Origin of the sequence: Nonomuraea sp. NPDC048916 (assembly GCF_040649575.1) — a bacterium.
In the GTDB taxonomy this organism is placed as follows: domain Bacteria; phylum Actinomycetota; class Actinomycetes; order Streptosporangiales; family Streptosporangiaceae; genus Nonomuraea.
In genome coordinates this window covers 1-19,203 of the sequence record NZ_JBEZFS010000029.1, presented here as the reverse complement: position 1 = coordinate 19,203, position 19,203 = coordinate 1, and the positions used below count along the sequence as shown (strand labels likewise).

Annotated in this window: 22 protein-coding genes and 1 pseudogene; 16 read left to right on the top strand and 7 right to left on the bottom strand. The window is 70.5% G+C overall.

Annotated features, from left to right (window positions below; genetic code table 11):
- The first annotated feature begins 39 nt into the window (after window positions 1–39).
- Both AB0C16_RS27800 and AB0C16_RS27795 read left to right on the top strand, forming a co-directional pair.
- Complete coding sequence (locus AB0C16_RS27800) at window positions 40–903, top strand: acetylxylan esterase (protein ID WP_357686911.1); 864 nt, start codon at window positions 40–42, stop codon at window positions 901–903.
- Window positions 904–921: 18 nt separating this feature from the next.
- Complete coding sequence (locus tag AB0C16_RS27795; RefSeq protein ID WP_357686910.1) at window positions 922–2,322, top strand: carboxylesterase family protein; 1,401 nt, start codon at window positions 922–924, stop codon at window positions 2,320–2,322.
- Here AB0C16_RS27795 and AB0C16_RS27790 read toward each other — a convergent pair.
- Window positions 2,319–3,431 carry a helix-turn-helix domain-containing protein gene (locus AB0C16_RS27790; protein WP_357686909.1) on the bottom strand — a complete coding sequence of 371 codons (1,113 nt, stop codon included), beginning with the start codon at window positions 3,429–3,431 and terminating at the stop codon, window positions 2,319–2,321. The genes AB0C16_RS27795 and AB0C16_RS27790 overlap by 4 nt on opposite strands.
- A 527-nt stretch (window positions 3,432–3,958) precedes the next feature.
- On the opposite strand from AB0C16_RS27790, the gene AB0C16_RS27785 reads away from it, so the two are divergent.
- The 8 genes from AB0C16_RS27785 (at window position 3,959) to AB0C16_RS27750 (ending at window position 8,461) form a co-directional block, all read left to right on the top strand.
- Window positions 3,959–4,567 (top strand): hypothetical protein, encoded by a 609-nt coding sequence (locus AB0C16_RS27785; protein WP_357686908.1) that lies wholly within the window; start codon window positions 3,959–3,961, stop codon window positions 4,565–4,567.
- Window positions 4,568–5,077, top strand: coding sequence for a hypothetical protein (locus AB0C16_RS27780; RefSeq protein WP_357686907.1), 510 nt, complete (start codon window positions 4,568–4,570; stop codon window positions 5,075–5,077).
- Entirely contained in the window at window positions 5,074–5,595 is a 522-nt protein-coding gene (locus AB0C16_RS27775) for a hypothetical protein (RefSeq protein WP_357686906.1), read from the top strand. The genes AB0C16_RS27780 and AB0C16_RS27775 overlap by 4 nt, the downstream gene beginning before the upstream one ends.
- Window positions 5,596–5,763 (top strand): hypothetical protein, encoded by a 168-nt coding sequence (locus AB0C16_RS27770; protein ID WP_357686905.1) that lies wholly within the window; start codon window positions 5,596–5,598, stop codon window positions 5,761–5,763.
- An 87-nt stretch (window positions 5,764–5,850) separates the two neighbouring features.
- Window positions 5,851–6,324: a hypothetical protein gene (locus AB0C16_RS27765; RefSeq protein WP_357686904.1), complete on the top strand. Its 474-nt coding sequence runs from the start codon at window positions 5,851–5,853 to the stop codon at window positions 6,322–6,324.
- Window positions 6,321–6,698: a MauE/DoxX family redox-associated membrane protein gene (locus AB0C16_RS27760; protein WP_357686903.1), complete on the top strand. Its 378-nt coding sequence runs from the start codon at window positions 6,321–6,323 to the stop codon at window positions 6,696–6,698. Before AB0C16_RS27765 ends, AB0C16_RS27760 begins: the two co-directional genes overlap by 4 nt.
- 189 nt (window positions 6,699–6,887) lie before the next feature.
- Complete coding sequence (locus AB0C16_RS27755) at window positions 6,888–7,391, top strand: SigE family RNA polymerase sigma factor (RefSeq protein WP_357686902.1); 504 nt, start codon at window positions 6,888–6,890, stop codon at window positions 7,389–7,391.
- Window positions 7,388–8,461, top strand: coding sequence for a hypothetical protein (locus AB0C16_RS27750; protein ID WP_357686901.1), 1,074 nt, complete (start codon window positions 7,388–7,390; stop codon window positions 8,459–8,461). The genes AB0C16_RS27755 and AB0C16_RS27750 overlap by 4 nt, the downstream gene beginning before the upstream one ends.
- Window positions 8,462–8,619: 158 nt before the next feature.
- Here the strand turns inward: AB0C16_RS27750 and AB0C16_RS27745 are convergent, their stop codons facing one another.
- The gene (locus AB0C16_RS27745; RefSeq protein WP_357686900.1) at window positions 8,620–9,117 is read right to left on the bottom strand and encodes an NAD(P)H-binding protein; all 498 of its coding nucleotides are present in this window, start codon (window positions 9,115–9,117) and stop codon (window positions 8,620–8,622) included.
- Window positions 9,108–9,239 (bottom strand): NmrA family NAD(P)-binding protein, encoded by a 132-nt coding sequence (locus tag AB0C16_RS27740; RefSeq protein ID WP_357686899.1) that lies wholly within the window; start codon window positions 9,237–9,239, stop codon window positions 9,108–9,110. Before AB0C16_RS27740 ends, AB0C16_RS27745 begins: the two co-directional genes overlap by 10 nt.
- Before the next feature lie 102 nt (window positions 9,240–9,341).
- Here AB0C16_RS27740 and AB0C16_RS27735 point away from each other — a divergent pair.
- Window positions 9,342–9,656 (top strand): annotated as a pseudogene (locus AB0C16_RS27735) (helix-turn-helix domain-containing protein); the annotation flags it as partial.
- A gap of 147 nt (window positions 9,657–9,803) precedes the next feature.
- Here AB0C16_RS27735 and AB0C16_RS27730 read toward each other — a convergent pair.
- Window positions 9,804–10,820 (bottom strand): glycosyltransferase, encoded by a 1,017-nt coding sequence (locus tag AB0C16_RS27730; RefSeq protein ID WP_357686898.1) that lies wholly within the window; start codon window positions 10,818–10,820, stop codon window positions 9,804–9,806.
- A gap of 189 nt (window positions 10,821–11,009) precedes the next feature.
- On the opposite strand from AB0C16_RS27730, the gene AB0C16_RS27725 reads away from it, so the two are divergent.
- Complete coding sequence (locus AB0C16_RS27725; RefSeq protein ID WP_357687051.1) at window positions 11,010–11,192, top strand: hypothetical protein; 183 nt, start codon at window positions 11,010–11,012, stop codon at window positions 11,190–11,192.
- Window positions 11,193–11,362: 170 nt separating this feature from the next.
- Here the strand turns inward: AB0C16_RS27725 and AB0C16_RS27720 are convergent, their stop codons facing one another.
- A complete protein-coding gene (locus AB0C16_RS27720; RefSeq protein ID WP_357686897.1) occupies window positions 11,363–12,547 on the bottom strand; it encodes a globin domain-containing protein in 1,185 nt (394 codons plus the stop codon).
- Between the two features lie 60 nt (window positions 12,548–12,607).
- Complete coding sequence (locus AB0C16_RS27715) at window positions 12,608–13,051, bottom strand: Rrf2 family transcriptional regulator (protein WP_357686896.1); 444 nt, start codon at window positions 13,049–13,051, stop codon at window positions 12,608–12,610.
- Between the two features lie 169 nt (window positions 13,052–13,220).
- Between AB0C16_RS27715 and AB0C16_RS27710 the strand changes: the two genes are divergently transcribed.
- Entirely contained in the window at window positions 13,221–14,447 is a 1,227-nt protein-coding gene (locus AB0C16_RS27710) for an ROK family transcriptional regulator (RefSeq protein WP_357686895.1), read from the top strand.
- Window positions 14,448–14,628: 181 nt separating this feature from the next.
- A complete protein-coding gene (locus tag AB0C16_RS27705; RefSeq protein WP_357686894.1) occupies window positions 14,629–15,225 on the top strand; it encodes a DUF4241 domain-containing protein in 597 nt (198 codons plus the stop codon).
- A 132-nt stretch (window positions 15,226–15,357) separates the two neighbouring features.
- Here AB0C16_RS27705 and AB0C16_RS27700 read toward each other — a convergent pair whose 3' ends face one another.
- The gene (locus tag AB0C16_RS27700) at window positions 15,358–18,114 is read right to left on the bottom strand and encodes a BTAD domain-containing putative transcriptional regulator (protein ID WP_357686893.1); all 2,757 of its coding nucleotides are present in this window, start codon (window positions 18,112–18,114) and stop codon (window positions 15,358–15,360) included.
- Between the two features lie 103 nt (window positions 18,115–18,217).
- Between AB0C16_RS27700 and AB0C16_RS27695 the strand changes: the two genes are divergently transcribed.
- Together AB0C16_RS27695 and AB0C16_RS27690 are read left to right on the top strand one after the other, a co-directional pair.
- Window positions 18,218–18,670: a carboxymuconolactone decarboxylase family protein gene (locus AB0C16_RS27695; protein ID WP_357686892.1), complete on the top strand. Its 453-nt coding sequence runs from the start codon at window positions 18,218–18,220 to the stop codon at window positions 18,668–18,670.
- 11 nt (window positions 18,671–18,681) lie between these two features.
- Window positions 18,682–18,972 carry a hypothetical protein gene (locus AB0C16_RS27690; protein WP_357686891.1) on the top strand — a complete coding sequence of 97 codons (291 nt, stop codon included), beginning with the start codon at window positions 18,682–18,684 and terminating at the stop codon, window positions 18,970–18,972.
- The last annotated feature ends 231 nt before the right edge of the window (window positions 18,973–19,203 follow it).

Here is a 19,203-nt window from a genome sequence, read left to right as displayed (position 1 = left end):
GTGTGAACATCCGGTTCACCGTGGCGTCAGGAGCTCGCCGTGGCGTGGAGAAGACCGTCGAGAAGACCGTGGAGAAGACTGCTCGTTCCGCTGACCGCACTCATCCTCGCTCTCCCCTCTCCGGCCGGCGCGGCCACCGGCCGCTCCGCGTCCGGGTCGGCCGCCGCCGGTTATGGCGTCGCCGGCCCCTACCCCACCGCCGTTGAGGTCGGGACGGTGACCACCCTCTACTACCCGCGCGACATCGCGCGGAGTGACCGCCGCCACCCCGTGATCGTGTGGGGCAACGGCACCTTCGCCTTCCCGGTCGTCTACCGCGACCTGCTGCTGCACTGGGCCAGCCACGGCTTCATCGTCGCCGCCGCCAACACCCCGCAGTCCAACCTCGGCATCTCCATGCGGGCCGGCATCGACCTGCTCACCCAGAGGAACTCCGACCCGGGCAGCGTCTTCCACGGCCGCGTCGACCTGGAGCACGTCGGGGCGTCGGGCCATTCGCAGGGCGGGGCGGGCGCCATCACCGTGGGCGCGGACTCGCGCGTGGACACCGTGGTGCCCATCCAGCCCGGGCCGCTGGCCGACGTCGACGGAGTGCGCGGGCCGGTGCTCTTACTGGCCGGTCAGAACGACAGCATCGTGCCGCCCGCGCTGGTGAAGGCGTTCTACAACGACGCCGACCACGTCCCGGCCGTCTACGGCGAGCTGCGCGGGGCCGACCACTTCACCGTGGTGGGCGACCCGGGCCCGTTCGCCGCGCCCACGACCGCGTGGTTCCGCTTCCAGCTCATGGGCGACCAGGCAGCTCGTACCGAGTTCTTCGGCCCGGACTGTGGCATCTGCGTGGACACCCGCACCTGGTCGGACGTCCGCCGCAACGCCCTGGCCGTCCAGTTGCCCGCGTAACCCCCGAAAGGTCAGAACATGGACGTCATCGCACCCACCCGGCAGGGCGAGGTCCGGGGCAGGAGCGAGGAGGGGATCGCGGCGTTCCTCGGCATCCCGTACGCCGCGCCGCCGTTCGGCGCTCACCGCTTCCGCGCCCCCGCTCCGGTCGAACCCTGGGAGGGGGTGCGCGACGCCCTGGAGTACGGCCCGACCGCTCCCAAACGCCCCTACCGGCCGCCCCTCGACCAGCTGATCCCCGATCCGGACATCCCCGGCGACGACTGCCTCAACCTGAACGTCTGGACCCCGTCCGTCGGCGAGGGGCGGCTGCCGGTGCTGGTCTGGATCCACGGCGGTTCCCTGCGCAACGGCTCGGCCGCGCTGCCGCTCTACGACGGCCGGGCCTTCGCGCGTGACGGTGTCGTCCTCGTCTCGATCAACTACCGGCTCGGGGTGGAGGGGTTCGGCGTCTTCCCCGATGCGCCCGACAACCGCGGCCTGCTCGACCAGCTCGCGGCCCTGGCCTGGGTCCAGGAGAACATCACCGCGTTCGGCGGGGACCCGGGCAACGTCACCGTGTGCGGCGAGTCTGCCGGCGCCATCAGCATCGCGGCCCTGATGACCAGCCCCCGGGCGGCCGGCCTGTTCCGCCGTGCCGTGCTGCAAAGCGGCCCACCACACACGGTGCCACGCGACCGGGGCGCGAAAGTCGTGAGGTCGATCGCCAGGGCGCTGCGCGTGCCGGCCACGGCCGAGGCGTTCGCGGCGGTGGACCGCGAATGGCTGCTGGACGCGCAGGCCGCCGTGACCGGCAAGGCCAACCCGATCAGCGGCGGGCCCGGCTTTTACATCGTGACCGACGGCGACGTGGTGCCCGCCGACCCTCCCCTCCCCGAGGCCGACCTGCTCCTGGGCACCAACCGGGAGGAGTACCGGCTGTGGCTCGTGCCGACCGGGGCGGTGGACCGGATCACCAACCTCACCCTGCGGCTGGCGCTGCTCAAGTTCCGGATCGCGGGCCGGGTGGCGCGGCTGTACCGGGCCGCCCGGCCGGGGGCCAAGCCCGGGGAGATCCTCGGCGAGATGGCCACCGACCTGCTGCTGCGCGGGCCGATCAACCGGCTCGCCGACTCCCGGCCGTCCAGGACGTTCGTCTACGAGTTCGCCTGGCGCTCGCCGGCGATGGACCTCGGCGCGTGCCATGCGCTGGAGATCGGTTTCGTCTTCGACAACCTGTGGTCCGGCACGGAGCTGACCGGGCCCGGCGCCCCGCAGCCGCTGGCCGACGCCATGCATCGGGCGTGGGTGGCCTTCGCCACCTCGGGAGACCCCGGATGGCCCGCCTGGGACGCGAGCCGGCCCGTCATGGTCTTCGACGATCCCGGCTCGGGCGTGGTGCTCGCGCCACGGGACGACGAGCTGCGGGAATGGCTCTAGACGAGGTCCCTGGCGACGAGAGCCGCCTGCAGCAACCGCGCCTCCGCGGGGACCGCGAGGTCCAGACCGGTGAGCGCGCTCACCCGGTGCAGCCGGTAGTCCAGCGTGTTGCGATGGATACGCAGGTCCAGCGCGGTCTGGCGTCGGTTCTGCCCGCGGTCGACGAACACCCGCAGGGTCTCCAGCAGGTACGGATGCCCGTCCAGCGAGTCGAGCTTGGCCGCCAGCCGTACCAGCCCGTCACCCGGACGCCCGAGCTGATACTCCAGCAGCACGTCGTCGAGGCGGTAGAGCCCGTGCGGGCGGCGCAGTCGCCGGACGAGCTCCAGCACCCTGCCCGCCTCCTCCGCCGCCGCCGGGATCGTCGCGGGCTCGGCGGCCAGAGCGGCGGCCGCGAGCACGGGGTGTCCCACGTCGTCACCGAGCCTGGCCACCAGGCCCGGCAGGTCCGGCCTGCCCGGTAGCAGCGCGACCCCGGCCGCGTGATCCATCAGCACCGGTGTTCCCGTGTGAGCGTCGAGCGCCGACTGCACCAGCCTGGCCGGCGGGCTCCCCTCGAACGCCACCATCACCACCTCGTACTCTCCTCCCACCAAGACTCCCGCGGCGTCCGCCGCAGTTTCGTACGGCCGGCCGTCCAGCAGGGCCGTCAGCAGGGCCCGGCGTACTCGCTTGTCCTCGCTGCGAACGTCCTCCTGCGCCTGCTGGTGCGCCAGCACGACTGCGGGCATGGCGGAGTGCAGGACGCCGAGCAGGGCCGCGCCCGCGCCGGCCAGTTCCCCGGGCTCGGCCGCCCCGGCCAGCGCCCGCCACCACACCTCGGCGCCGATCAGGTAGGCGGTGATCACCGCCTCCAGCGGCACGCGCTCCTCGGCCCGGCGCGCCGACCACTCGACGAGCCGCGTCAGATCGCCCGGACTCACCGCGCCGTCCTCACGCAGTGCCCGGAGCAGCAGGCCGTACACCGCCGTGACCGAACTGGTGACCTCGCGGTCGAGCGTCTCGCGCGGCAGCTCCCGGTAGAACGGCACCTCCGCCGAGAAGCGCGCGACCACCGCCGCGGTGAGGTCGCCGGTCCGGGCGGCCATCCGGGCGTGCAAATCGGACATCGACGCATCGTCACACCGCCCGGACCTCACCGTCAATCACGTTGCCGACGTCGGTGGCCCAGTCCCTCTGCCGTGCGGGTATGGGCTCAGCTGTATCGAGCGGTTCATACCGGGTCTACTTCGGCCATGGGTGGAACTCGTGTTCTTACGACGCAGACCTATCGCGCCGGCGACGGAACAGGCGCCGTCTCCCGCAAGGCGCGACTGTCCCGGCATTGGCATCGGCGATCCTATTTTCGGCACGTTCCAAAGAGGGCCGCAAGCACATGATCAGGCGCTTCGCAACTCCTGGTAAATGGGCCTTGACGGCCAGATTCGATCATGAAACACTGCGCGCAAGTAGCCCCTAATCCCATTATTGGCCATTCACCAGGGGAAGCTGCATGGCGCATTTATCAAAAGTCCGCGCAATCGACAACTCTCTCATTCAACTCGAAGTCGAAGACGCCGATAAAGGCGTGCTCAACACATGGTGCGGCCACATTCGCTACATCCCGAAATATGGGAGCCGTAACCCGACGGCTGACATGTGGGCCCTCGAACTCGCCCCCACGTCCTCGCTCGGCTCGGGCGTGTTCTCGGTCGGCGGGAAGGAACGTGAACGCTTCTCCCTGGCCGGGGGCGAGGTCGTCGTCTACGACTGCACAAACCCCAAGGACGCCCGATGGGCCGCATGGATCGGCCCGTGGCACATGGCGCACGGGATGTTCTACGCCCCCCTTTGGGAGTCGGCCGACATCGCCGAGGTCTTCAGCAGGGTGGCCTGGACCGACACGCCCGAGGGCATGACCGCCGACCCTGGGCAGCGCTTCGAACTGTCGATGGCCCTCTACACGCAGGCCGTCGCGGGCGTCGGGACCTTGCAGATCCAGTCCAAGCGGGCAGGCGCCGTCCAGATCCCGAAGTGGCGCGGGTACGAGACCCGCGCGGGCGAGATTTGGCGGCTCCAGTCAGAGGCCGACACCCAGGCGCAGCCGCTGCTCATGGTCACCGATTCCGCCGTGGTCACCGTGACCCCCTGGGACGCCCCCCGGGCATCGCAGCCGGGCGTCGCGGTGCGCGCGGCCGGGGTCGCGCCGGAGGAGGCCGCCGCCGACTTCCTGAGCAGGGTCAAGCGCCTCGACTGGACGGCCTGAGTGGAGCCGACGTCGGCCGCGGTGATCGTGCTGGCCATTCTGGTCGCTCTGCTCTTCGCGGCCGGAGCCGGCCTCTATCGCCGGGTACGCGAGCTGGAGCTGGCCACCTACAACGGCGTGGGCCTCCGCTTCGCCGCGGGGCAGAACGAGCAGGCGCGGTCCGTCATCACGACGCCGGGCGGCACGACTCTCGTCGTGAAGATCAACAGGCAGTGCCCGATCTGTGACGATGTCCTGCTCGCCGTCCGCAAGCTGGCTCCCGAACTCCCCGCCGATCACTCCTTCGCCGTGGTCTCCGACGATCCGGGATTCGACAAGAGCCTCCCCGACGAGGTCCGGGTCATCAAGGATCCCGCGATCTGGCGATCGATCACCGTGCCCTACACGCCCGCACTCCTCATCGTCGACACGGATGGGCTGGTGGTATTCACAACCCCGGTCGGATCCGGCGACGCGCTGGTGGACGTCGTCGAACGAACCGTAGTAAGACGAAAGGAAGCACAGCCGTGACCATCGCGGGTCAGAAGAAATCGATATTCGACCAGATCCCGAGTGCTGAAGAGATGCCCGAAGGCGCGCTTCCGTCCCGCGTGGCCACGGTCAAACCGCGCTGGAGCCGCAGGCGGGTGCTGGGCATGGCGTTCGGCACGGTGACCGCGGCCGGGCTCGGCGCCCTGGACCTGCTGCCGGGAGCCCGTCCGCGTAGCGCGGCGGCCGTGGTCTACACGACCTATTGGAGCGACTGCCACGGATACGTCAACGCGAGCACGGTCTGCACGCCCTCCAACGCGTATTACGGTTCCGACAACTGCACCGGCAGCTGGCACCGGGACGACGGCGCCTCGGGCACCTGCTACTCCATCAACTACACCTCGGAGCCCTATACCTGCGGCCAGCGCAACGCCTGGCGCTGGACCGGCGGCACCACCACCAGCACGCGGCGCAAGTGCTCCGACGGCCACTACTACGCCACGCAATGCGGCAGCAGCCCGATCGACCGGTTCTCGATCTGCCGGACCGCGATCTAGGTGCGTGCCACGACGGCCTCCCTCCGCCTGCTGGCGCCGGGCCTGGCGCTGATCGCGGCGGGGGAGGCCGCCGTCCTCGCCGCGCGGGCACTCGGCGCCGGCACGACCGGCTTCACCTGGCTGGTCGCGGCTCTGGTCGCCGGGTTCTCGCTGTCGGGCTCCGTTTGAAGCCTCAACAGCGCCTGGGTGCTGTCCTCGTCGGTCCGGCGGGGTTCTGACATTTCCGGTTTCGTGGTCGGTCTTTTCATCGGGGCAATGGCCACCGCATTCGCCTTCGTCGTGGTCGGCTCGCTCATCCGCACGCCGTTCCCATTGCTCGTGCTGCAGATCCTGGTCGCCCTCGCGGCGGTCGTGCTGCTGCTTCAGGAACTCGGCGTGCTCAAATTCCCGATATTGCAGAACGCACGCCTGGTCCCGCAGTTCGTCACCGGAATTCCATTCTGGGGGTCGGTGCAGTTCGGCATGGAAATGGGCACGGGAATGCGAACCTACTCGCCGACCTCGTTGCCGCACATCATGGCGATTTCCATCGTGTTCCTCGCCTCGTGGCCGGAGGCGCTCATGGCGGGGGCCGGTTTCGCGCTGGGCAGGGCGGTGATGCTCCTGACGTTCACGGCGGCCCGGAGCAAGATGGCCGCCGACACCGCCTTCTATTTCGAACTGCCCAGACTGAGACCGTTGTTCGTGATCCTGGCGATCCCGATGATCGTGCTGCTGGTGATCGCTTGATCATCGTCCGCTACACCCTGGGGATCGTCCTGGTCCTGGCCGTCGCCGGGAAGCTCCGCGCCTTCGGGGCTTTCCGCGACGGCCTGGGGAGCTTCGGCCTCCGGCCGCCGATCGCGCCGGCGGCGGCCGCCGCGATCGTCGCCGTGGAGGCGCTGACCGCCGCCGCGTTGTTCTCCCCCGTGCCCGACCTGGTCGTGGGGGTGGCGGGCACCCTGCTGGGTGTCGCGTTCACCGGCGCGCAGACCTACCTGCTGATCGCGGGCAGGCCGGCCTCCTGCCAGTGTTTCGGCGTCCGCGAGACGGTCTCCGGGTGGACGTGGGTCAGAGCGGTGTTGGTGCTGGTCATGGGCCTGGCGTTGCTCGGTGCGGCCTGAGGGCGTCGCTCTCATGGCGCAGCGCGGGCTCGCGCCTTCACGGCCCCGGCCGTGCACTGTCCAACCGTGCACCGGCCAACCGCTGACTGGCCCCAACCGTGCAGGGTCGCCAACTCTCCGGGCCTCAACCTTTCGCGGGCGGTCAGAGTCTTCCATGGTGAAGCCGTCCAACGGAGGGGCTGGGGCCGGGTGATCGACACCGAGAGTTTCCGCGAGTTCGTGGCCGCGCGCGGCCTGGCCCTGTCCCGGACGGCCTTCCTGCTCACCGGCGACCACGCCCACGCCGAGGACCTGCTGCAGGAGACGCTGGTCAAGGCAGCGGCCGGCTGGCGCAAGATCATGACGGCGGGCGACCCCGAGGCGTACGTGCGCAAGATCATGCTCAACCAGTTGCGCACCTGGCGCCGCCCCAGGCGGCTGACCTTCGTCTCCACCGCCGACCTGCCCGAGTCCCCGGCTCACGAGGACCGGTCCGCGCAGACCGAACTCAAGATCATGCTCCGGCACGCCCTCGCCCTCCTCAGCCCCAGGCAGCGGATCGTGCTCTACCTGAGGTTCTACGAGGACCTCCCGGAGGCGGAGGTCGCCGCGCGGCTGGACTGTTCCGTCGGGACGGTCAAGCGGCACACGCACGACGCGCTCAAGCGCCTGAGAAGAGTGGCGCCACAACTGCTGGAGAGGGTGCACCCGTGAACCTTCGCGACACGTACCACGAACTCGAACAGGAGGCGCGCGACTACGCCGACGCGGACCGCGCGCTGCGCGTCCTGCGCCGTCGCAGGATCGTGCGGACCGCGGCGGGGGCGGCCCTCGCGGCGCTGGTGATCGCCGGCGGAGTCGGCCTCCAGCAGGGCCTGGCCCGTACGCCCGGCGACACCATCGTGGCGGTTCCGGCGACGTCCGGCTCCGCGGAGCCGTCGCCCACCCATCCGGCGCTTCCCGCGAACGGGCCGGTCGGCCAGGGCGCGGCCGTCTACACACCGTGCAGACAAGCCTGTCCCACGCTGCTGGCTCTCGCGGACGGCCGGCAGTACGTGCTCGGCGCGCGCACCGTCAACCCGCCGGGCAACCTCACGCTGTCACCCGATGGGCGCTGGCTCGGCATGCCGACCCCGAGCGGCTACGAGCTCAGAGACCTGCTGGGTGACACGACCCACCGCATCCCCGCCCCCGCGACCGGCGGAACGGACAGCGCCTACAGCCCGTGGGCCTGGTCCGCCGACTCCCGGCGGTTGATCCTCGGATACCACGCCAGCGGGAAGGTCGGCGAATACACCGACGTGGACCTCGCCACCGGCCAGATCACCACCCCGCGCCTGCCCGAAGGCTCCGAGCCCGTGGGCATCCTGCCTTCGGGCGACCTGGTCCTCCTTGACCGGTCACAGTACGGCGAGAGCGCGCGCAGACAGGTGAGGCTGCGTACCGGCGACGCGACCGTGACCCTCCGGGCGACCGGAGACGGGGTGCTGTCCGACGCCGACCACGGCCTGTCGGTCCAGGTCAGCGGCGGCCGCGTCTTCCTGCTGGAATACACCGGGGAGAAGGTCGCGGTCCTGGAGTTCGACCAGCGGGGCGTTCTCGTGTCGCGCACGCCACTGGCGGACGGCCACTACGCCGTAGGCCCCACGTCAGACGGCTATGCCGTCCTCCAGCTTCCTCCCGACCAGCGGACCGGACGCCTGCGGCTGCTGTCAGCCGGCCGCCTCCTTCGCGAGTTCCCGGGCGAGGCCGAGATCGTCATCCCCGGCGGCGCCCGGCACTGACGTACGGCCACGACGGCTTCCTGACCGAAGCCGAGCAGGCCGCGCCCCTGATCAGGGAAGTGCTGGAAAGACGCGCACCGGACGCACCGCGCGGGTCGCCTCGGAACGGCCGAGGTGCTCGGCGACCCCGGCGTCCGGGCTGTCGCGGACCTCACGCGTCACGCCTCCCGGACGCTGACGGCGGCGCGGTGACACCGGGGAGTCTCGATCTCGTCGAGCAGCGCGATCGCGAAGTCCGCGTACGAGATCCGGCTGGCCTGGTCACCGTGCTCGGCGATCCGGTAGCGGCCGGTGCGCGTGCCGTCATGGTCGAAGTCGCCCGCGGGCGCCACGTACGCCCAGTCCAGATCACTGGTCCGAAGCTCGTCGAGGCCCGCGGCGTGGCCGAGGTAGAAGGAGCGGTACTCGTTGGGGTAGCCGGGCTCGTCCATCAGCGGAGCGCCGGACGCCCCCGGCATGATCGACGCCAGGCCGACCATCACCAAGCGGCGCACGCCGGCGTTCTTCAGGCCGGTGGTCAGGGCGCGGGCCGACGTCGTGAAGAAGTCGTGCGGTGGCGCGGACAGGTCCGCGGCGGCGCTGATGGCGGCGTCCTGCCCGGTGGCCGCGTGCTCGACGCTCACCCCGTCCGTGACGTCGCCGGCCACTACCCGCACGTCGGGGCGCTGTGGCGTGCGGGGTCGCGCACCACGGCGGTGACCTGGTGGCCACGCCGACGGGCCTCGGCAACAACCTGCCGTCCGGCCCGCCCGCCCGCGCCGAAGATCGTGATTTTCATGACGAACCGCCTTCCACCAGGGCCGGAGCCCGTACGCCCGGCCGGTTTCCGGACGCTATCGGGGGCCGCGGTTACCAGCGGGATACCGGTTATCGTGAGGAAATGAGGGAACCCCTGCCGGCCGACATGTTCGACGAGCTGTGCCCGTCCTCGCTCAGTCCGATGCGCTTCGGCGACAAGTGGGCGGCGCTCATCATCCGCTGCCTCGAGCACGGACCGCGCCGGTTCTCCGAGCTGCGGGCGCCGCTGAGCCGCGTCACTCCCAAGGTCCTCACCCAGTCGCTGCGGTCCCTCGAACGCGACGGTCTGGTCAAGCGCACCGTCTACGCCGAGGCCACCCCGCACGTCGAGTACGAGCTGACTCCCCTGGGCCGGAGCATGCTCGCGCCGATGGCGGTCGCCTGCGCCTGGGTGGAAGAGCATTGGGACGAACTGCTCGACGCCCGCGAGTCGTATGACAGACCCGCCCGGACCTCGACCGCGCCGGATAACGCGGCAGGTGGACGCCGCACGTGCTCGCCACAGATCGGTCACACCGGCGACGTGCCGGCTTGGCTCGGTGGCTCAGGTGCGCCGGGTGTAGTCCGGCAACCGGCAGGCGATCTCGTCCGGCGAGGGCATGCGGGCGATCTCCTCGGCGATCGCGCGGGCCGCGTCGCGGTGGCCGGAGTGACGGCGGCGCGGCAACAGCCTGTGGGTGTGGTCGGCGATGGCGTCCGCACTCACTTCGCCGGGGAGAAGACGCAGCCCGGCGCCCGCGGAGCTGACGGCATCGGCGTTGGCGAACTGGTCGGCCCCCTGAGGCAGGATCAGTTGCGGGGCGCCCACGGTGAGCGCGCCGAGGGTGGTGCCGCTGCCGCCGTGATGGACGACCACATCGACATGCGGCAACAAGCTCGCCTGCGACACCCAGGGCTGCACGGTGACGTTGTCCGGCACGTCGCCAAGCTGCTCCGGGCCCACCCGGCCGGCGGCCACCACCACCCGGGCGTCCAGCGTCGCCAACCCCTCGATGGCCGCAGTGAGCAGGTCAGCGGTCCCGAACGCGGTGCCGAGCGTCAGATAGATCAGCGGCCTCGAACCATCCTGGCCGACCCACGCGGGCAGTGCGGCCGGCGCGGAAAAGGGGACGGGACGCAGTGCGATCCGGTCTTCGGTGGCGAGGAAGCCCTTGTCCTGCAGGGAGGGCGGGCAGATGTCGAGGTGCGGGCGTCCGGGGGCCTCGGTGTGCCTCGTGGGCAGCTGAAGACCGATTCCCTCCGGGATCATGCGTCCGAAACCGTGCCAGATGCCAGGGATTCCGGCACGGGCCGCGGCGGTCGCCGCCCCTGGCAGCCCCCATTCATGCACGACGAGGTCGGGCCGCAACCGGGCCAGTTCCGGTGCCAGATCCTCGGCGTATATCTCGTAGAACGAGTCCGCCGGACGGAAGGGGCGCAGTCCGTTGGCCGCCAGAGGGGCGGGAACTTCCTCACCGGCGGCGAAATGCACCTCGTGCCCGGCGTTTCGCGCGGCGATCGCGAGCGGGATCAGCGGATAGGTGTGACCGACCGACGCAAGACTGGCGAACAGCACACGCATCCGACGAATCTACGCCTGTCACCCCGGCGCCCGGCGACGCGTTCGCTCACGGCGTTGGCGAGTTGCCCCCTGGCATGGAAACCGCGGGGCCCTTGCCGCGTGCCTATCCGCCTGGACGTGATGGCCTTCCGCTCTCGCCGGCCGGTGCTTGAACAATGTCGCGGCCTGGCGACGACGGGAGTCCGCCAGGTGTGCGATCTGGCTGTCGCGGACTACGGCTTGACGACCCTGCGCGCCGCGGCCACGGTGGACAACGCGGGTTCGCGGGCGGTCCTGGAGCGTATGAGGTTCAGGCCGACGGGAGAGACTCTGCTCGACGGCCGTCCAGGGCTCACCTATGTCCTGCGCCTGACCGGCGGCGACCGCCGATGAGCCCTGGGCGGTGATGATCCACACCCAAGATCATCCTCAACGGCTATCCGATGCTGGGCCGATGGGGCGCAACGCCATCCCGCTCCCACCCGGTCAACACCATCCGCACATCCACCTGCCCTCTTTCCTCATCACGGCACCTCGCTCGGCTGAAGGTCGTCGATCTCGGTTCAGGAGGCCGGAAGCCACAGGTCAGGGCCGAACACCTCGTAGTGGATGTCCTGCGGGGCCACTCCCGCCTCGATGAGCTGGGCCCGTGTGTCCCGCATGAACGGCAGCGGCCCGCACAGGTAGGCGACCGCGCTCGCGGGGATCTCGACCTCGGTCAGGTCCATCCGGCCGGCCTGGCCGCGGTCGCCGTCCTCGTACCAGAAGATCTTCTCGCCGTCGGGCAGCGCGGCGGTCAGCGACTCCATGTCGTCGCGCAGCGCGTGGTCGGGCTCGGACCGGTCGGCGTGCAGCAGCAGCACGCGGCGGGTGCTGCCGGTGTCGGCCAGATGCTGGAGCATCGCGGTGATGGGGGTGCAGCCGATGCCTGCCGAGGCGAGCACCAGCGGCGCCTCGCCGCCGGCGAGCGTCACGTCCCCGAACGGCGCCGACAGGATCAGCTCGTCGCCCTCCTTGACGGTGGCGTGCAGCAGGTTGGACACCTCGCCCTCGGGTGCGCCCTCGCCGCGCACCCGCTTGACGGTGATCCGCCGCAGCCCGTCCGCGCCGTAACCGGACAGCGTGTACTGCCGCAACTGGTGCACTCCGTCGGGCATCCGCACCTGGACGCTGACGTACTGGCCGGGCAGCGCGGGCGGGACCGGCTCGTCGCCGATGGGCGCGAGCACGAGCGACACGACGTCGGCGGTCTCCTCGCGGCGCTCGGCGACCCGCCACGACCGCCAGGTACGACCGTCACACGCGCCCGCGTGGGCGTAGATGCGGGCCTCCATGGCGATCAGCGCGCCGGCCATCAGCCAGTAGACCTCGTCCCAGGCCGCGGCGACCTCCGGCGTGACGGCCTCGCCGAGCACCTCGCCGATGGCGGCGAAGAGGTACTTGTGCACGATCACGTACTGGTCGTCGGTGATGCCGACGGCAGCGTGCTTGTGCGCGATGCGGGCGAGCAGGGCGTCGGGGCGCTCGTGCGGGTTCGCCAGGAGCGCGCCGGCGAACGAGGCGATGGACCCGGCCAGCGCCCTGCGTTGCTCGCCGTTGCGCTGGTTGCCACGGTTGAACAGCCCGTCGAGCAGCTCGGGACGGTCGCCGAACATCGTCTCGTAGAACCTCGCGGTGATCGTGTCGAGCGAGGCACCCACGACGGGGATGGTGGCACGGATGATCGCGGCGCTTTCCGCGGACAGCATGAGAAACCTCCAGATAATTGGTATCTGGAATGCATATTAAGTAGGCGGGGTGCCGGTCCCTCATCCGGGAGGGGCGGTCAGCGCGATCAGCACCGGTCCGGTCGGCTCGGCCACCAGCGCGGCGACCGTGACCGTGTCAAGCGAGGCGTAGAAGGCCTCCTGCGCCTGCCGCAGAGTGCCACGCAGGCGGCAGGCCGCCCGCAACGGGCACGGCAGCAGGGCATCCTCGCATCCCACCACCTCGTGCTCGCCCTCCAGGCGGCGCACGATCGAGCCCACCGTGACGACGCGCCCCTCCGCGGTCAGCTGCAGCCCACCGCCGCGCCCCCGCCTGGCCTCCACCAGCCCCATCTCGCTCAGCCGCGCCACCGCCTTGGCGGCATGCGTGTACGGGACCGCGAGCGCGTCGGCGACCTCCCGCGTGGTCAGCAGCTCGTCGCCACGCACCACGGCCAGGCGCATCACGATCCGCAGCGAGATGTCGGTGAAGGCGGTCAGGCGCATGCCCTAACGGTAGGCGCTCGCGTCACCGTGCTCCTACGGACGCCGCCCACAGGAGATGCCCGACCACGTCCACGGCCGAGCGGTCAGCCCGCAGCATCGCCGGGGACCCGGTCGTCGCCTGCGCGAGTATCGTCCGGTTAAGACACGCTCCATCAACAAAGTCTCCGCGATGCTGAGAAACCAGACGATTTCGGAGGTCAGGTTGGCCCAGGAGGAGATCCGCCGGCACAATGTCGGCACCCTGCTCCGACACGTGCACTTGGGCGGCTCGGTCTCCCGCACGACGCTGGCCGAGCGGATGAGGCTGAACCGCAGCACCATCATGGCGCTGACAGCGGAGCTCACCACGGCGGGCCTGGTCCGCGAGGAGCTTCCCGCGGACACCGGCCGGGCGGGACGGCCGTCGCTGGTGGTCCGTCCTGAGTCCGACCGGGTGTACGTGCTGGCCTTCGACGTCGCCGTGGACCGCCTGGTCGCCGCCCGGGTCGCGCTGGGCGGGATCACGCTGGACCGCAGAGAAGCGGTGCGCCGGCGCGCCGGGGCCGACCTCGACCGCGTGGTCGAGGTGCTCGCCCAGTTCGGTCGCCAACTGCACCAGGCGGCGCCTCCGGCTTCGGTGTGTGTCGGCATCGGCGCGTCATACTGCGGAATGATCCGACCCGGCGACGGCATGGTGCGCTTCGGGCCCGACATGGGCTGGGTGGACCAGGCGTTCGGCGCCGAACTCGGCCGCCGGCTGGAGCTCGGCCTGCCGGTGTCGGTGGGCAACGAGGCACACCTCGGCGCCCTGGCCGAACAGCAGCGCGGAGCGGGCGTCGGCTTCCAGAACCTGATCTATCTACACGGGGACGTCGGCGTAGGCGGCGGCATCATCGTCGGCGGCAAGCTGCTGGACGGCGATAGTGGATACGGTTGCGAGCTGGGGCACATGGTGGTCAACCCGTACAACGGGCGCCCCTGCGGGTGCGGGTCACATGGTTGCCTGGAGGCGGAGGTCGGCGAGCGGGCCCTGCTCGACGCCGCCCGCCGGCCCGCCGAGTTGTTCGGCCGCGACGCCGTGCGGGCCGTGGTGGACGACGCCGACCGCGGCGATCGCATGGCCCAGGATGCGCTGCACCACGTCGGCGACTGGCTCGGCATCGGGGTGGCGAACCTCTGCAACCTCTTCAACCCCGGCATGGTGATCTTCGGTGGCATGCTGCGCGAGATGTATCCGGGCGCGGCGGCCCAGGTGCGCGCCCGCATAGCCACCAACGTGCTGCCCGTCGCCCGGGAGCGAGTACGGCTGCGCACCTCGGCCCTGGGGGACGACGCCACCCTGGTCGGCGCCGCCGAACTCGGCTTCTCCGAACTGCTGGCCGACCCGCTGGGTGTGCTCACCCGCACGGCGCCGTAGCCCGCGGCGGCCGTCTTTTCGGATCAGACCGCGGCGCCCGCTCCCTTCAGGCATAGTCAGTGGCGCCCGTCGGTTCGTTGCTGTAAATCGCTGCTCTCCGAGGTCTCGCATGGCACTGTCCCCACCCGACTTTGATCTCATGTTCCGGTCAGGAACGCGGTATGGCTGGCCGAGCGGTGACGTGCTGGAGATCGAAGTCATGGACGTGGGAACGGTGAACCTGGCCAGCGGTCGGCTGGTCGCGCGGGACAACGACGGGTGGCTCTCAGACTCCCCGCCTGATCAGGAGGCGTTCAGCGAAGAGCTCTCTCCCGGCCGGTACCGCGTGGTGCTGTCGATGGCTGACTTCAACACGCGAGGGGTTCGGCAGAGGGCCGCTGCGGCCAAGGTGGTGATCAAAGACGAGCCGGTCGTCAGCTGGGAGATGGCGCTGCGAAGTGGACAGGACCCCTCAAAGCTGGGAGAGGAGGAGTTCTTCAGGTTCAGTGTCGACAGCGGGCAGGGCTGCTTCCTGGACGTTACGGCTCTGCCGCTGCTACACCGACTGCGAAACGGCTCGCGTACCGAGTTGGAGGCCGCTCGTGAAGATGTGCTGCGCTACGGGTGGGCGGAGATCACCGACTCGAATGCGACGTCAGAGCTGAACGTCATCTTGTTCGACTGCGGTATGGGGGACGGGGTCTATCCCACGTGGATCGGGCGCTCGGCCCGAGGCGAAGCGGTCTGCTTCGTCAGTGACCTGGAGCTCTTGAGTCACAGCCTGGGACCAATCGCGTAGCACCACCAATGCAACGGGCACACCCGCGAATGGCTTCTCTGGTCCTACTCCAGTCGTCGCACCCCGACCCGACGCGGTATCGCCACGTCCCCTCGCTCGGGCTGGTCGGCACGCGAGGGGAACCGCTCGAGCTCATGTGCTCTTGAGGAAGGCGCGCACCTCGTCGGTCTCGGGGACGCCGAGCTCCTCGTAGAGCCGCAGGGCCAAGCGTCCGTGCTCACGCGCGCGGTCGTCCTGTCCGAGGCGCAGGTGGGCCCTGGCCAGGCCGTCGTGTGCACGCGCCTGCTCGGGCCGGTTGTGGGCCGTGCCGGCGAGGGCGAGCGCCGTGGCGTGCTCGTCGATCGCTCGCGCCGGGTCGCCCAGAGACAGGGCCGCCTCGCCCAGCCCGTTGAAGGCCGAGGCTTCGTCGCTGCTGTTGCCCATGGCCCGATAGAGCTCCCTGGCATCGCGATGGCGGGTCATCGCCTCCTCGGCCTTGCCCTGGTGCCGGAGGACCGAGCCGAGGTGGTTGAGCACTCGGGCCTCTCCCAGCGGGTTGCCTTCCTTCCGGTGCAGGGCCAGCGCCAGGTCGAGATGGCGCCGCGCCTCCTCGGGGCGGCCCATCTGGTCGAGGATCATGCCGAGGTCGCCGAGGACGAACCCCTCCCTCGACCAGTCGCCCGCGATCCGGGTGAGGTCGAGCGCCTGCTTGAGGTACTGCTCGGCTTTCGCGCTCTCGCGGCGGCGCCAGGCCACGTTGCCGAGCGCGTTGAGCGCGAGTGACCTCTCATACGTGTCCTCGCAGATCGCGAGCGCCTGTTGTGCGAAGGTCTCGGATCGCTCGTAGTCGCCGAGCCGCCAGTAGGTCCAGGCGAGGTCGGCGAGCGCGCGGCCCTCCACGGCGGGGTCCCCGAGCGCGCGGCTCCTGTGCAGCGTGACGGTGTGCAGGGTCACGGCGTCGTCGTGGTGGGCCCGACGGTCGAGATAGGGGCGCAGGGCCAGGGCGAGGTGACCGACGCATACCTGGGGCCCGTGGGTCACGGTCGCGATGATGTTGGTGCGCTCGGCGTCGAGCCAGCCGATCGCCTCCGCCGTACTGTTGATGGGCGCCACAGGGGTGATCGGGGCCGGCAACCCTGGCCGGTGCTCGATGCTGTGAGGGAAGAGCTGATGGACCGCCGCGCGGGACCGGTGCAGGTAGTGCACCAGCAGGCGCATGAGCGCTCCGTCGTCTTCGGCGATCGAGCGGGCGTGCTCGCGCAACAGGTCGTGCAGGGTGTAGCGGCCCGGCTCGCGCTGCAGGAGCATGTGCGCGTCCAGGAGGCTCTCCAGCAGTTCCTCGGCCTCGAACACGGAGCCGCCGGCGAGGGCCGCCGCGGCGTGCGGCTCGATGTCCCGGCCGGGAGCCAGCCCGAGCAGCCGGAACATCCGCTGCTCCGCCGTACCGAGCTGCTCGTATGAGACCGTGAACGCCGCCGCGACGCTCCGCTCGGACGTCGCGAGCTCGGCGAGCCGCCGCCGCTCGTCGTGCAGGCGGCCGGCCAGGTAGGAGACCGTCCACCGGGGCCGGTGCTGCAGACGCGCCGCGGAGATCCGGATGGCGAGCGGGAGGTAGCCGCACAGCTCCAGCACCTCGCGCACGGCCTCCGGCTCGGCGGCGGCCCGCTCGCCCACGATGCTCTCGAAGAGCGCGACGGCGTCGTGGGCCGGCAGCACCTCCACAGACAGCGCGTGAGCACCGTCCAGGCCGATCAGCCGCCGTCGGCTGGTGATCAGCAGGAGGCTGTCGGAGACGCCGGGGAGCAGCGGACGCACGTGCTCGCCATCGGCCGCGTTGTCGAGGACGGCGATGATGCGGCGCTGCGCCAGCTCGGCCCGCCACAGGGCGCTCCGCTCGGTCACCGTCGCCGGGATGTCGGTCAGGCCGAGCTGCCGTAGCAGCACCTCGAGCGCGGCGGTGGCCGGGAGCGGATCCTGACCGCCGGTGTGCGCCCGCAGATCGATGAAGAGCTGACCGTCCGGGAAGCGGTCGGCTAGGCGGTGGGCGGCATGGACGGCGAGCGTGGTCTTGCCGATGCCGGCCATGCCGTCGATCGTCACGATCGTGTTCTGGTGCTCCGCGACCAGCCGGTCCAGTTCAGGGATACGGCCGGCGAAGTCGGGGATGTCGTAGGGCAGGAAGTTCGACCGGATCCTGCCCTTGGGCCTGAGCGTGGGGGCGTCGGCCAGGACCGCCCGCTCCAGCTCGACGAAGGCGTGGCCGGGATCGAGGCCCTGCTCCTCGGCGAGAGCCGTACGGTATGACCGGGTCGCGGCGAGGGCGTCGGCCTGCCGTCCGGAGCGGTGCAGGGCCAGAACGAGCTGGCCCACGAGCCGTTCCCGCAACGGCTGGGCCGCCACGTGGCCGGCCAGTTCGTCGAGCACCTGACTGTGGCGGCCCGCGTCGAGCTCGGCCTCCATGAGGCGCTCGACCGCGGCCAGCCGCCGCTCCTCCAGCAGCGCGCGGGCGCCCTGCGCGTAGCCGGCGTGCACGTCGGCCAGGGCGTCGCCATTCCACAGCGTCAGCGCGTCCCGGAACCGGCCCGCCGCGACCAGTTCGGCGAAGTCGTGCGCGTCGAGTTGGCCGGGCTCGGGGAGCGCGACGTAGCCGCCCGGACGCGTTTCGAGAATGTGGGCGGCGCCGACGCCGCGGAGCGTCCTGCGGAGGGCGGTGATCGCGGCGTGGATCTGCGACCGCGCGGTGCCGGGCGGGTCGTATCCCCACACGGCGTCGATCAGCTTCTCCATGCTGATCACCCGGCCGGCGTTGAGCAGCAGGTAGGCGAGCACCGCGCGATGCCGCGGAGCGATGCCCGGCACCGCGTCCCCGTCGGCGATCACCTGAACCGGACCCAGGATCGTGAAGCGCATCTCCGCGTATCGCCTTCCCATCGTCGACGCATCGCGAATGTATCAATCCGGACATACATCCTCGTTCTTATCAGCAAGCCGACATGTCAGAGGAATAAGAACGATGCACGCACGGATGAAGAACCCCGCCACGATCATCCCGGCCGCGATGCAGCCGATCCAGGCTCTGATCGGGGCCGCCCGCTCCCAGGGCGTCCCCGAGGAGCTCCTGGAGATGGTGCACCTGCGGGTCAGCCAGATCAACGGCTGCAGCTTCTGCGTGGACGGCGGTCTGAAGAGCCTCAGGAAGCTGGGCGAGAGCGACGAGCGGATCGGCCTGGTGTCCACCTGGCGCGAGGCGCCGTACTACACCGACGCGGAGCGCGCCGCTCTGGAACTGGCCGAGGCCGCCACCCGGCTGGCCGACCGCGCCGACGCGGTATCCGACGAGGTCTGGGACGCGGCTGCCGACCACTTCGACGAGCGGCAGCTCGCCTCGATCCTCCTGATGATCGCCACGACCAACCTGTTCAACCGCCTCAACGCCCCCATCCGGCAGATCGCCGGCACCTGGTGAAGGAGTCCTCCATGTCCGCCGTCCGATCCCACATCTACTCGGTCGATCCCGCCGATCTCGAGGAGTTCCTGGCCCGCCGGGCCTCGCTGATCGGCACCATCCGCGAGACGCATCCGGGGCTGACGATGACCCTGCTGGTCAAGCTGGACGATGGCACGTACAGCGACACCTGGCACTGGGAGAGCGGTGCGCAGCTGGACGCCGCGCTCGCCGCCATCTCCACCTTCCCGGAGGCCCCGCTGTCCATGGCGCTCACCAAGGACGCGAAGGCGCAGAACGGCCAGGTCGTCGACGAACGCTGAGTCCCCGCCAGGGCGGGTGTAACCACCATGAACATCAACTTGACTGACTGGAGTAGCCAGTGACAAAGGACCAGCGGGCAGGCGAGCGCAAGCCCGGTACGCCCGGGGCGTTCTCACGGTGGATGCAGCAGAAAATGAACGCCCGGATGAACCGCAAAATCCGGCACGGCCGCGGCGGCTTCATGGGCATGGACGTGCTGATCCTGAACACGGTGGGCCGCCGAAGCGGGC

Excerpts from the sequence above, each read along its gene's own strand:
- AB0C16_RS27795 (WP_357686910.1), top strand. The coding sequence starts at position 922 with ATGGACGTCATCGCACCCACCCGGCAGGGCGAGGTCCGGGGCAGGAGC.
- AB0C16_RS27790 (WP_357686909.1), bottom strand. The coding sequence starts at position 3,431 with ATGTCCGATTTGCACGCCCGGATGGCCGCCCGGACCGGCGACCTCACC.
- AB0C16_RS27785 (WP_357686908.1), top strand. The coding sequence starts at position 3,959 with ATGTGGGCCCTCGAACTCGCCCCCACGTCCTCGCTCGGCTCGGGCGTG.
- AB0C16_RS27765 (WP_357686904.1), top strand. The coding sequence starts at position 5,851 with ATGGCCACCGCATTCGCCTTCGTCGTGGTCGGCTCGCTCATCCGCACG.
- AB0C16_RS27740 (WP_357686899.1), bottom strand. The coding sequence starts at position 9,239 with ATGAAAATCACGATCTTCGGCGCGGGCGGGCGGGCCGGACGGCAGGTT.
- AB0C16_RS27730 (WP_357686898.1), bottom strand. The coding sequence starts at position 10,820 with ATGCGTGTGCTGTTCGCCAGTCTTGCGTCGGTCGGTCACACCTATCCG.
- AB0C16_RS27720 (WP_357686897.1), bottom strand. The coding sequence starts at position 12,547 with ATGCTGTCCGCGGAAAGCGCCGCGATCATCCGTGCCACCATCCCCGTC.
- AB0C16_RS27715 (WP_357686896.1), bottom strand. The coding sequence starts at position 13,051 with ATGCGCCTGACCGCCTTCACCGACATCTCGCTGCGGATCGTGATGCGC.
- AB0C16_RS27710 (WP_357686895.1), top strand. The coding sequence starts at position 13,221 with ATGCTGAGAAACCAGACGATTTCGGAGGTCAGGTTGGCCCAGGAGGAG.
- AB0C16_RS27700 (WP_357686893.1), bottom strand. The coding sequence starts at position 18,114 with ATGCGCTTCACGATCCTGGGTCCGGTTCAGGTGATCGCCGACGGGGAC.
- AB0C16_RS27695 (WP_357686892.1), top strand. The coding sequence starts at position 18,218 with ATGCACGCACGGATGAAGAACCCCGCCACGATCATCCCGGCCGCGATG.
- AB0C16_RS27690 (WP_357686891.1), top strand. The coding sequence starts at position 18,682 with ATGTCCGCCGTCCGATCCCACATCTACTCGGTCGATCCCGCCGATCTC.